Origin of the sequence: Sneathiella sp. P13V-1, assembly GCF_015143595.1 — a bacterium.
Classification (GTDB): Bacteria; Pseudomonadota; Alphaproteobacteria; order Sneathiellales; family Sneathiellaceae; genus Sneathiella.
In genome coordinates this window covers 993,832-1,006,633 of sequence record NZ_WYEU01000002.1, presented here as the reverse complement: position 1 = coordinate 1,006,633, position 12,802 = coordinate 993,832, and the positions used below count along the sequence as shown (strand labels likewise).

Genomic DNA, 12,802 nt, shown 5'->3' with positions numbered 1-12,802 from the left:
CTGAAATACGAGTGTCCAAAGCAGACGGTGAAAGGGTAGCAGACGATTTTGTAAGTCAAGCCCATCACTTTCAAACTGAACAAGTATCGAGAGACAATCCAAGCAAAATTCCCAACACATTGGAAAGTGCGTCAGATTCAGGCGTAACTTATCAAGCGAATGAGGTTCTAGATGATGTTCCGCTTCCTCTCGAGGAAACTCAGAATGAGTTTTTAACGGAAAAAGAAAGTGAAACAGAAATAGAAGACATATTCGAAGCAGTTGAGGATACCGAACCGTTGTCCTTGCCAGATAGAGTAGAAAAGGGAGCTTTTGAAGAGCCAGCAGAAACTCAACAAGCGCAATCAGATTTACAGGTGGGCACGGAGACCAGTTTCGAGGAAACTGCCAACTCTGATGAAGCCGAGGATCAACTTGGAGATTCTGTTGAACCCAATGTTGGTGAAAAACTCAATGAACCGGCAGATCAGACAAACAATGCAGATCAAGAAGTTTTCCAATCTTTAAGTAACGGGAAGGGGAACGGAAGAGGTGCCGGTGCCGATAACAATAAAAATGATGAGCAAGAGGCTTCGGATGATCCACAATCTGGTGGGGATCAAGATAAAATATATATAGATGTTTCTCCAAAAAATGGGTCGGAAAAAGAAATTGCCATTTCGGCAAATGCAATTAATGGAGCCCTGAAATCTACCTCAAAAAGTGAGACTCTTAGTATCTCAGATCGTCACGATGATGAGGTGATTGGAACCTCAGGCGATGATACGCTTTCAGGCGGTATCGGGAACGACACGTTGGAAGGAGGGGACGGAAATGATGTCTTCCTGGGTGAGGCAGGAGATGATTATGCGGTCGGGGGTGCTGGAGATGACATTTTTCATTTTGGCAGTTCTGATGGCCACGACACCTTCATCGGAGGTGATGATGGGGGATGGGCGGACACCATTGTTTTAACTGATGGGGCACCGTCAGGGGACGTTGGAGATTGGTTGGAACTAACATCCGGATCTGTACAGTCTGTCTCGGACGGAGAACTTGTCCTCTCTGATGACGCAGCGGGAACAATTACATTAGATGGTGATGCTACGCTCACTTTCGATGGCGTTGAAAAAATCGAAATCTAAACTGTTAGAAAAGATGCAGTGCAATCTTAATAGAGGTAGACCATTTCTTTTGAACCCGTCAGATGGATGTAAAGGAAGCCTTGGACTATTCAGCCAGCCGGTGGGGGCAATAGTCGCCCCCAATAACAGCAAGGGTTACTGTTCTTTCTTTTCTTCTTCCTCATTTTGATTTGCGGGGGCAGGCCCTGCTTGAGTTGGCGTGAGATGTTCCATTGCCAGCTCATCATCCATAATGAAACTCCAGATATGGGCATCTAGCGCCGGGCTGCTGGTCATTGGAGGGAAGTCATTTTGGATACGCGCCGCCTGCACCGAAATCAACATCGTCAATCTGTCTCTTAGGGCATTTATGGATAGAATAGCCATTCGAAGTTGCTCAGTGAGATTTCCGAGCAAGTTGGCGTCCAGATCGGTGATGGCTATGCCGTGTGAGAGGATCTGCATCTGATTTCTCAGGTTTTCCAGATAATCAAGATCAAGGTTGTGTAGAAAGGCATTGTCAGGAACACCACCGTCATCTTCTTCATCAGACGAGTCGTCACGAAGATCTCTTATTACATTTTGTAAGTAGCTGTTGAAAATAACGTTATTAGAACAAGAGGCGCACCGGGTCAGCCAGACATTAATACCCGACAGGACAGCTGCAATGAGTCGCCATTTATTTTGCGCCACCTTTGCTTCAATATGTGAAACACCAAGTGCAAACAAAGAGGGAAGGCCATCGATATCACTCAACGGATCACCACCGTCATCCACTGCGTTATCGACCCTCATATTCAGTAAATCAATCAGGATGGTGCCGGGAGAGCGCCCCCGTGAGAGCTCAGCGATTAGCGCCTCAATTGGAAGGGCATCGTGATTCTGATAAATTCTAAATAACTGGATCAAAGTTAGACGTGGCATTGGTAGCTCCTATTCCTTGAGGAATTTGCAATGGAATAGGAGCGTTGCAGGCTGGTCAGTTGTGAATATTTTGATTCTTCAGGTAATGTGGGATCCAAATAAACTAGTGCAGGTTATAGTTTAGAGAGCAAGAGCCCAACACTTGGTGCTGGAACAGGGGATACGATTCTAAATCGGTCGTATTCTTCTTTGAGCACATAGCCACCAGCGATGACCATATTTGCGGCAAGGATATTCATCGGGTCAATATAGTTTTCAGGTGGCAGAAAAGTGGCTGCTACGTGGGGTCTTATTGGCGCCGGTACTGCTGCCTGAGCTTGAGGCTGTTTTTCTTCTTGTTCCGGTTTCAATGGTTTAGCTTGGCGCATAAGTTTGTCATACGCGATAGGAATTTCCGTGCAGCCCATAATAACGCAAAAGTCTTCTTTTCTTTGATCACCTACAATTTCTCTCACTATGCTTTCAAACATGTTCGCGGAGTGTAAATAGTTTGGATTGTTTCCTTTGATACCTACCTCTTTGTTGTAGATAGCGTCAGTAATTTTCTCTTGTTGCTCTGGACCGCATGTAATTATTCCAGCAAACTTCTGACTTGAATACACGTTAGTATCCTTGGTGCCTTTTGTTGAAAGCAGTATTATTTTTTTGCCTTCAAAACGTCTGCCTATGTAAGCTGAAGTTAATTCAATCATGTTTAAAGGATGTGTTCGAGGGGCTTGGATCGCGCCCTTAAAATGAGTAAATATTTCTTCAGAATGGAAGGTGTTACATGGAACGCCAACAATAAAATCTCCATCTAAGCGACTATAACCACTAATAGCACTATTAACGACATATGCCATTTGTTGCCCGGGATTAGGTGGAGTGACCTCCGCGAGGGGTCTTAATAGAAATTTCGTTCGATCCCCAACACCTTGTGAAAAAGACGCATGAATGACATTGGCATGACCTTGATCACCTCGGCCTTGATTGTCAGTCATTTTTATAATTTTTTGATGGAACATAGTACCGGCTTCTGGGCCAACGCCACCACCGATGACGAGAACATTACGGTTTGTCATAGAAAACACCTCGCGTGCGTAAGTTGGAAATAGAGCACGCATGTGGTGTTTTATAGTTTTGCAAACAATTTAAAGTTGTATTTTGGTTTAACTTTACATTCAGTTGTATGGAAACGGGTATGTTTCAAAAAAATGGCCGCGCCCAAACAGAAGCGCGACCAACAGGGAGGAAGGTTAGCTGCCGTATACGAGGTTCGGCAACCAGAGGGAAATCTCCGGAATGTAAGTAACAAGCATCAGGAAAATGACCATCAATATGATGAAGGGTAGGGTTCCTTGTATAACCTCTTTAATGGGTGCTTTTGTGATGGAGGTTAGAACAAAGAGGTTGAGACCAACCGGTGGCGTTAAAAGGCCAAGCTCCAGATTAACAGTTACTACCACAGCAAAATGGACAGGGTCGATGCCAAGTGGCTCCAACAATGGTAGTACAAGCGGGACAACAACCAGCAGGACAGCGAAATTCTCAAGGAACATCCCAAGAAAAATCATCAATAAGTTGATAAATAACAGGAATTGCCATCCTGAAATATCATGTTCGATTACCATATTTGTAAGGGTATGGGTAAAGCCGGAACCTGTAATCCAGTGTCCAAACGCCAGTGCCATCATGATAATAAAGACAATGGATCCCGCACGTTTGATCGCTTCGACCATCGTAGGGACTATTTCATCAACAGCGCAGCCTTTATAAACAAACACGCTTATCAGGATGGCCACAAGCGCGGATAATGCCGCTGCTTCGGTAACAGTAACCACACCTCCATAGATACCACCCAGAACGATGACCGGTAGAGACAGAGCAGGGAGTGCCTTCAGGTTTGTATTCAGAAACTCTTTCGCAGGAAGGCGTTTACCAACTTCATAGTTATTCTTACTGGTGTAGTACATGCTCCAGCCGATAAACAAGGCCGCCTGGATAAGGCCTGGGATGACACCCGCGAGAAACAGTCTCGGAACTGATTGTTCGGCAATGATGGCATAAACAATAAAGGCCATGCTGGGTGGAATAAGAATACCAAGAGTCCCAGAAGAGCCAACAATACCGGTGGCAAATTTTCGCTCATACCGGTTGGCCATCATCGCCGGGACAAGAATTGTTCCCATGGCCATGGCTGTCGCAACGGAAGACCCACAGATGGCTGCAAAAATAGCTGTGGCAACAACGCACACAACCGCTAAACCACCTCGAAAATGACCAACCCACGCGTAAGAGCAGTCAACCAATGCTTTGGCAATGCCTCCTTTTTGCATGAATGTGGCGGCCATTACAAAAAACGGAATGGCCAGGAAGGTGATAGAATTCATGTGATCAACAACTAGCTGCGGCAATCCGACAAGCGGTGTTCCTTCATGCCAGAAGAGTAGGATGCTCAAGAACCCAAGCGCCAGGAATATAGGCATTCCCGTCGCAAGTAGTCCGAACAGCCCAGCAAATACACTTGGAAAAAACATTGTAATACCCCACTAGTACGCAATTAATCTGCGTTTTCTAGATCTAGCTCTATTGTTGCCATTGTTGTTTCGTCATAAGCGAACACATAAGTGATCAAGCGTGCCAGATAATGTAGAAACATGACCCCGAACGAGATCGGAACAAAGGCGTAGTAAATGAAAACCGGGAATTGTAGGGAACTGTCACTTCGCTCATCCAGCAGATAGGCAAACTCAACAATTCCAACCCCTTTTCCAACCATGACCGTGCAAACAAACAAGCCGATCAGGCAAAAAGCGATCTCCAGATATTTCTGATTTGCCGGTGACACCATTCGCAGAAAAATATCGGCGTTAACATGTCGATTTTCTGAGACTAACCGTCCACCTGACAACATCACCGAAGCAGTAATCAGATAAATCACAACTTCCGATGTCCAATCAGGCAAGTAGCTTGCAAAATAGTAACGCATGAACATTTCAGTTACAGCGAGCAGCAGGGAAATCCCGGCAAATACTGCAATCATTCCATGTTCAATCGCTGCAATTAGTTTAAATAATTTTTGCATTTGCAGTCCTTTCCATGTGGGGGAGATGCCATGAAAGCATCTCCCGCATAGGTGTCTCACATGGAGGCGTTTAGAATGGCTGCGTTTACACGTTCAGCAAAAGAAGGATCGATACGAAGCTCTTTAATGACATCCTTTTGGATTGGCATCAGTGTTTTACGTAACTTGCCGATATCGGCTGCATTAGCATCTGTCACAACAATGCCGTTTTTAATCGCTTCCAATCGAGCCTCATTGTCACGTTGCGCAGTATACTCACGCTGTGGATCAACCGATTTCTCCCATGTTGACTGCATGAGTTCCTGAAGATCATTCGGCAGTTTATTCCAAAGATCCTTATTGATCATTGGGACGTATTGGTGGAAAGCGTGGTTATCCACATACACATATTTCAGACCAGAATCCCACAGCTTTGCACTGCGTACAGATTCAAAAGCTGTCATGACGCCATCAACCATGCCGGTTTGCAGAGCTTGAGGAACATCAGGCCAGGACACTTTCACAGCATTGGCGCCAAGCGCTTCATATCGGCGTGCATGAGCCGCGCTGCCAGCGATACGGATACGTTTTCCTTTGTAGTCTGTGGGGCCTTGAATAGCATCGGTTTTCATAAAAGTGATGGCGCTACCAATGTCGATAAATCGGCCCAGAATTTTAACATTCAGTTTTTCTTCAGTTTTCTTGATAAGTTCTTTTCCAATATCACCATCCATAACCTTGTAGGAAATTTGGCGTTCATGACCGAAGAACATTGGAAGGAATACAATGCCAAAATCCGGAATAAACTTGGTCAGATGCCAGGTTCCGGGTACCCCCATATCCAGTGTTCCTTGTGCCAAAGCTGTTGGAACTGCAGATCCTTTAAACTTCGAAGCGCCCTCGAAGACATTTATTTTCAAACGACCATTGGATTGCGCGTTCAATGCATCCGCCCAGCGTTTGATGCTGATGTTGCGGATATGGTTTGGCCCTGTTTCCAGAGAGACATCAATTTTGTACTGTTCAGCTGCAAAAGAATTTGTCGCCATCAACATTCCGACTGCTGTGACGGTAGACAATGCTGTTTTAAGAACAAGTCTCCTTACATTCATGATAAACACTCCTATGTTAGTATTCCATCTTGTAATTCCTGAACCGCCTGATGGATATTGCGGTCCCGGTTAGTCTCTTTCGTTCGCATGAAAGAGGCGATATGACGAATGTTCTGATTTTGAAAATCGTTAAGACATTCAATTAGTTGCGCCGATTTTTCATTGGACAAAAGCCGCCCCGCACAAGTCATGAATTTCAAAATGAGATCTGCATCCGTTAGAGGGGCGTGAATAGTTCCAACTGGTTGCTTCACAGATTTTGTATATTGCTTGTTACCTCTGCATTTGATCGTTGTGCGTGCCGGGATGTCCCAGATACTTGTCGTGACGGTTTCTGCCGCTAATGCACTTTGCATATTCACTCGTTCCATGAACTGCCTTATTTCAGGGCGCCAAACAGCGGCATCCGTGAAATCTTCAAGCGTCAAACCACCTGTGCAGACCAGAACTGAAACGGCATAATGCATAGAAAAACGGGCTTCATTTGCATTTTGTGGATTATCAAAACGCAAGTTCTTACAGTTTGAATCGGGAATAACAGTTTCAATCTGTTCTATTTCAACCGCGCTCAGATTGTGTTTTCTGATGAGGTCATAAACAGCATCCAGAGTCCGATGCGCACTTGCACAACAAGGCCATTTTTTTTGCGCTAATCCATGTTCAAGTATGGAAAGACAAGAAAGGCGCGGGTAATCAGGCTCATGAGACCCATCAAACAAGGTCATGAAACCCCAAGGGCCTTCAAAGGGGTCTTGACTGGCTTCTACGCCCGCCAAGGCAAGTTTGGCTGCAGTAATACCTGCGCGTGACGCCAGTCCTGCGTGAAGAGGTTTCGCCATGGTGCCAAACTGGACTTTTGATCCACTTGCCATGCTGGTGGCAAGGCTGATGGCGTTGCTAATTGTTTTAGTGTCCAAGGTTAGCAGCCTGATGCAGGCTGCTGCAGCGCCGACCGCACCGATGGTGGATGTGGCGTGCCACCCCATTTCATAGTGCGCCGGTATCATGTGATGACCAAGCCATGCCTGAGTTTCCAGGCCCACAATATAGGCATCAAGTAAGAGATCACCTGTCGCTCCAATTTCTTCTCCCAAAGACAGGAGCGCAGGGACCATCACCGCTGATGCGTGAGTAACGGCAGGAATAAAATTATCATCAAAATCAAGTGCATGGGCAGCGGTGCCATTGACCAGTGCAGCATTTTCAGCGGAAAAGGTTTCCATGCGACCCGTGACTGTGCAAACGCCTCCGCTGGAACCTCTCAAGCCTTGAAAAACCCGCTCCACAACAGGTTCTTTGGATGCAGCCAAGATACAGGCGATAGTATCGACAAACGCTTTTTTGGCACTTTGCAGGGCTTTTTTAGAAGAAATCTTGTCTGTATTGGAAATCCAGTTTGCGATGTCCTGAAGGTTGTCGGGAAAGGGAGATACTTGGTTCATGCCAGTACCTCTTCAACCGAAAGTTCATGTACAAGCGCCGCCATAAACAGATCGCATTTTTCAAGCTGTATGAGCTCGATGAATTCATCGGGTTGATGTGCTTGAGCGATGTCGCCTGGGCCACAAACAACACTGGAGTACCCTTGTGTTTGGAAGAGACCGGCTTCGGTGCCATAATTCACCGCAATATCAGTGTTGGCGCGTGTAATTTTACGAACTAACCGGGTAGCCGGTGAATTAAAATCCCCCTGAAGAGCGGGATAGCTGGCCACCTTTTCACATTTGGCATAGGCTCCGCGGCTTTGCGCTACCATGGATGTATGGGCTTCATCTTGAACAAGGGCATATAGTGCTTCTTCAAAGAACACGGCGTCACATCCGGGAGGGAAGCGACATTCAACATCAAACTCACAATATTCTGCGACGATGTTGACGGCTTTTCCCCCCTGTATCTGTCCGATATTGATGGTCGGGTGAGGGTGCTTAAAACGATTGTCATCGACAAGGTGGGCTTTTGCTGCAATGGCAATGGCGTTAATTTCGTGAATGACATCCGCCGCGTATGAGATGGCATTGACCCCCTCCGGTGCGAGCGAAGAATGCATGGCGGTGCCACCAAACTGACATTTGTAGACACATTTTCCAGTATGGGCGGTGACCGGTTTTAAAGATGACGGCTCGCCAATAATACAGGCGTCAATTTTGATACCAGATTGGGTAATATGTTCGATCAGGTGCCCAACACCTGCGCAGCCAATTTCTTCATCATACGAAAAGGCGAGATGAATTGGCCTTTGTAAGTTGGCTTCCTTCATCTGGGGTACTGCGGCCAGGACACTTGCAATAAACCCCTTCATATCACAAGTGCCCCGGCCATACGCTCTCCCCTCTGAGATGCGAAGTTGGAAGGGGTTGGACGTCCAGTTTTGCCCATCTACTGGAACAACATCCGTGTGACCAGATAAGACAATACCTCTGGATGTTGCGGGACCAATTGAAGCAAAAAGGTTTGCCTTCGATTTTTCCCCATTAAAGATCAGTTGATTGGGAATGCCATACCCTGACAGGTAGGAAGATATAAATTCGATAAGTTTCAAATTGGAACGATAGCTGGTGGTGTCAAAGCTGATCAGCTTTTCCAGTATCTCTAGCGTATTTGTTGGACTAGTTTGAACCATGTTATCAATTTTAAATCTATCGACAGTTGATGGGCTGTCATGTAGATTACGATCTAGATTACACTTCCCAAATGTAATAAATCTGTAATTGAATTTAGAAAAACTAAACGCAAAGCATGAAAGATCAACTCCCACCATTGAATGCGTTAAGAGCCTTTGAGATGGCAGGAAAACACCTGAATATTGCCCGGGCGGCGCAGGAATTGGGGGTTTCTTCTGGGGCAATCAGCCAGCAGGTTCATTCATTGGAAAAGTGGATTGGGTGCCGATTATTCAAAAGAAGCAATCGAGGTTTGGATTTTACGGACCCTGGAAAGGCCTATTTTGATGAAGTTTCAGAAGCATTATCTGATATTAGAAATGCAACTAGACGTGTAGGCCGGCCTGACGTTCGAAAAGGACTGGTTATTTCTGTCACGGCCTCTTTCGCCATGAAATTCCTGCTTCCACGATTTACTGAATTTAGATTGATGTGGCCCGATGTTGATATTTCCATAACAACGGTAGAGTTGGTAAATGAATATCACAGTGACGATGGTGATGTAGGTATCCGTTACGGTTTGGCAAAGCAGGCGGGGATGTGGTGTAAGGAAATCTTGCGTGATGAACTAATGTTGGTGACTTCTCCAGCTCTGGTAAAGCAGAAAGATGGAAAGCTGGTGATGGACAAGCTGGATACTTTACCGCTACTGATCGATCAGCATCCAAAGGTGATTAAGGACTATCCATCTTGGGAAGATTATCTCCATCACTTGGGGCTCAACTGGACCCATGATCTGAAGTTCAGAGAGTTTTCTCAACAATGGATGGTCATTGAAGCTGCAATTAATGGGGAAGGGATCGCGCTGGCCAAACAGTCTCTGGTACAACGAGATCTGGATGAGGGAAGACTGGTGTCTCTTTCGGAAGAAAAGCTGGTGCTAGAATCTGGATATTATCTTTTAACACTACCGGAAAACGCGAGTGATCCAGTTATTCATGGATTATGGAAATGGCTTCAGGAAAAAGCATCTGAATTAACCGTTTCCTGAAAGAAGCCATTCCGGATATTCCGGAATGGCAGTTGTTGCAAGTTAGAGTTTGCTTCTGATCTTGATGTTTTGATGTGGTAGCAGTCGGTACATATGTCGGTAATGATTATCACTGAACAGTTTCAACTGATCGATATGGATTGCTGGTTCCCCATTAAATCCGCGATATTCACGAACACCAGGCTGCGTGATGTTTCTGGCATCCCCGACGCCATTGACGAAGCCGACGATGATGTTTAAGGCCCCCCGATTTCGGAAATGATTAACACTTGGCAATTTAGGACGGAAGCCTACCTGAACGTCACCGGCTGCAATGGTATTGGAAATACCGGAGCGGGAGATAATACCTTTTCCAAGGCGTTGTGGTGCCGCCAGTGCAAATTGCGCGTCACTATATCCCGGATATTTACTCGTTGCAGCCACAGCATCAATCAACGCTCCAATCATGTCTTCAACAGCAGCATTTTGCCCTAGGTTCGCTTGAAACTGGTCATATTCGTACAAAGGCTGACCGTCATCAACTCCACCAACAGCGATTTCGGATTCTGGTATGACAAATGTAGAATGCAGGGCATTCAGGATGATGCGGCTATTAATATGAATACCGTGACTTGTCAGGAAAGTCTTCCTCTGTTCAGGAATTCCATCTTTTGTCTTATCAGGGCGTGGGAAATATGGCTGTTTGGTTTTCAGAAGTTTAGCCATTAGGAACTTGGAAAGATTGGGATCACCGTTGGCGATGCGATTTGCAAAATTCTGTGTGAGTGCGTCAATCCATTCAAAGAACAACACATGCCCGTATTCCGCGCCCATTGCGTCCAATTCAGGATTTGTATTGTCACCCCGCATACCGTTCCACCCGTTTATGTGGAACAACGCTTGAAGTAGCGTCACTTTCTGGACTTCAGGCAATTCCGCATCCCTGACGATGTTTACCAGACGCTTCAAGAATGGCTTGAAAGCGAAGTAATTTACATCCAAACGTTGCAGGCGACCATTAAAGTTGAGCATCTTGTCTACCGTCCAAGGGGTGTCTGACTGTGCTGCAAGTTCGTTTTTAATTAACTGAACGCGATCAAAGCGGAAGTAAGAGTCGTAATCCAAATCTCCATCAGGCATGTTGATAAACGGCTTTTGGTTCCAGTTGGCCATATGACCATCTTTCATATCAAAGCGTAGTGAATGGTAGAAATCACCCATATTTACCCAACCATCATCTGGCGCAATTGGGGCGGGCAGACGTGGATCATATGAAGGGTAGTAATCCCATACTTGGGCATTTTCTGATGCTGGATATTCCATACCATGTTTGATAGGAAAGCTACCTGTGAGGCGGTAAGAAGCCTTACCAGATGCATCAAGAGCTACAAGATTGAAGTTACCGCCAACGCGATCTAATTTGCGGTGCCAGCTGTCGATATCCCGCGCATTGACGGCGTGCAACCAGTTTACCAGTGAAGATACAGTAGCGCCTTGCCAATTATAACGTTGAATATAGGCAGTCCCAATAATTTCACTCCTATCTGGATTGTAGTCTATTGCTACAACCGGCCAGTTCGTATCCTTGGTATGCCAAAGCTTAGGATTTAGTGCAGATTTGAGAAGGGTTTTCTTTTCTCCGGAAGCTGTTTCGTAATAGATATCTTGTTCATCGCTTTTTAGGTCAACACAGAAAATATCAGAAACATCAATGTTGCCAGCGGTAAGACCAAAGGAAAGATCGCCATTATATCCCTGCCAGAAGTTGATAGTGCCAGGGTAGCTGTTACCGGCAAACTGAAAACCTTCTTTGCTGATCAGTGCCACCTGATAAGTTTTTGATGGATCAGTTGCCGTGATCTGTGGGCCGTTGAACATGACACCAGTGGCTTGATTTCGTTTTTCAAGCGCCATACTGGCTTGCGAGACGACCCACCAGTTACTGGCATGATACGGAAAACTATCAGTTTTTTGATGCATCGCATATTTGAGATCAGCTTCAATTTTACGCCTGAAAACATCAGGTTGATATACTTTACAGCCGTTAAAATTTCCCTCCGCGCTATTCACATTTTTTGTAAGTTTCGCATGATATTCTTTTGCTTTGGCGCTCGCGTTGGCTTTTAAAATACCTGTTGCCGGTATAGTCGTCGCCGCGTCTTTATCTTGTGCCCACTTAATGGTGTTGAACATCATAGCGGCTTTGACATCTGCTTCAGGGGTAGGTTCGCCTCTGCTGAATACTTTTGTCAAATCCACCAAATGCTGTAGGTTGTTCATTTCCGTATTACGGTTGGAAAACTCATCCATGACCTGGAGATGAAACAGGGAAGCGACCTCAACGGCGGTCCAAGGCTCCGCGTCAAAACCCAACTCTAGTTCATGGTCATATTGTCTTATTTTTTCAAACTCTTCACGAGAAAGTTTGTGTGGCTCTAAGTCATATAGTTCAGCTTCTGTAACGCCACATGAAGTGTTTCTAGAAGGTTCTTTTCCTGCAATCAAGTTACGGAAGGCATTGATACCTTCCGCGAAACAAGAAAGAACTGCGTAATCCTTGGTATGTTTAATTTTTGCAAGTTCAATCTCAAGTTCGTGCTTTAAGTTATTGTATTTATGCGATACTTTTATGTTACGAATTTCACGGGTATCGTTTTGAGCAGCTAGTGCTTTCCCATCTAAGAAATCAGATCGGGAAAGTTTCGGCAGTATACCCAGAGACGTTTGTCGCAAGATGTCCATTTGGATAATCCGGTCACGCGCCTGAACATATCCAAAGGCCATCCACATCTCATTGTTGGTATCAGCCGTGATTTTGGGAACACCATGTTGATCCCTTTCGATGGTAACCGCTGCAAATGCTTCAGTCCCACTTCCCATGAGGACAGCAGAAGCAGCACATGCAAGCAGTGCTTTCTTCAAATTCTTAAACGACATATTTGCTCCTATTCGCAGAAAACGAGTTCTTTAATTACGAAGCAACGACGTTT

General features: G+C 45.5%; 10 protein-coding genes. 2 read left to right on the top strand and 8 right to left on the bottom strand.

Translation table 11 applies throughout. The features are described from left to right. Positions 1-11 precede the first annotated feature (11 nt). On the top strand, positions 12-1,124 hold the full coding sequence (locus GUA87_RS11730; protein WP_321575908.1) for a hypothetical protein: 1,113 nt from the start codon (positions 12-14) through the stop codon (positions 1,122-1,124). Between the two features lie 135 nt (positions 1,125-1,259). Here GUA87_RS11730 and GUA87_RS11725 read toward each other — a convergent pair whose 3' ends face one another. The 7 genes from GUA87_RS11725 to argE all read right to left on the bottom strand — a co-directional run bounded on the left by GUA87_RS11725 (position 1,260) and on the right by argE (position 8,802). Then, positions 1,260-2,027, bottom strand: coding sequence for a hypothetical protein (locus GUA87_RS11725; RefSeq protein WP_193716738.1), 768 nt, complete (start codon positions 2,025-2,027; stop codon positions 1,260-1,262). Between the two features lie 113 nt (positions 2,028-2,140). Further along, the gene (locus GUA87_RS11720) at positions 2,141-3,088 is read right to left on the bottom strand and encodes an aspartate/glutamate racemase family protein (protein ID WP_193716737.1); all 948 of its coding nucleotides are present in this window, start codon (positions 3,086-3,088) and stop codon (positions 2,141-2,143) included. 174 nt (positions 3,089-3,262) lie between these two features. After that, complete coding sequence (locus tag GUA87_RS11715) at positions 3,263-4,543, bottom strand: TRAP transporter large permease (protein WP_193716736.1); 1,281 nt, start codon at positions 4,541-4,543, stop codon at positions 3,263-3,265. 23 nt (positions 4,544-4,566) lie between these two features. Then, positions 4,567-5,091 carry a TRAP transporter small permease gene (locus GUA87_RS11710; RefSeq protein WP_193716735.1) on the bottom strand — a complete coding sequence of 175 codons (525 nt, stop codon included), beginning with the start codon at positions 5,089-5,091 and terminating at the stop codon, positions 4,567-4,569. 56 nt (positions 5,092-5,147) lie between these two features. Beyond that, positions 5,148-6,182 carry a TRAP transporter substrate-binding protein DctP gene (gene dctP / locus GUA87_RS11705; RefSeq protein WP_193716734.1) on the bottom strand — a complete coding sequence of 345 codons (1,035 nt, stop codon included), beginning with the start codon at positions 6,180-6,182 and terminating at the stop codon, positions 5,148-5,150. An 11-nt stretch (positions 6,183-6,193) separates the two neighbouring features. Beyond that, positions 6,194-7,624, bottom strand: a complete 1,431-nt coding sequence (locus GUA87_RS11700; protein ID WP_193716733.1) for an MmgE/PrpD family protein — start codon at positions 7,622-7,624, stop codon at positions 6,194-6,196. Next, positions 7,621-8,802, bottom strand: a complete 1,182-nt coding sequence (argE, locus tag GUA87_RS11695) for an acetylornithine deacetylase (RefSeq protein ID WP_193716732.1) — start codon at positions 8,800-8,802, stop codon at positions 7,621-7,623. Before argE ends, GUA87_RS11700 begins: the two co-directional genes overlap by 4 nt. 116 nt (positions 8,803-8,918) lie before the next feature. On the opposite strand from argE, the gene GUA87_RS11690 reads away from it, so the two are divergent. After that, on the top strand, positions 8,919-9,833 hold the full coding sequence (locus GUA87_RS11690) for a LysR substrate-binding domain-containing protein (RefSeq protein ID WP_227711837.1): 915 nt from the start codon (positions 8,919-8,921) through the stop codon (positions 9,831-9,833). Between the two features lie 42 nt (positions 9,834-9,875). Here GUA87_RS11690 and GUA87_RS11685 read toward each other — a convergent pair whose 3' ends face one another. Continuing rightward, entirely contained in the window at positions 9,876-12,749 is a 2,874-nt protein-coding gene (locus tag GUA87_RS11685; protein ID WP_193716730.1) for a penicillin acylase family protein, read from the bottom strand. Positions 12,750-12,802: the final 53 nt, after the last annotated feature.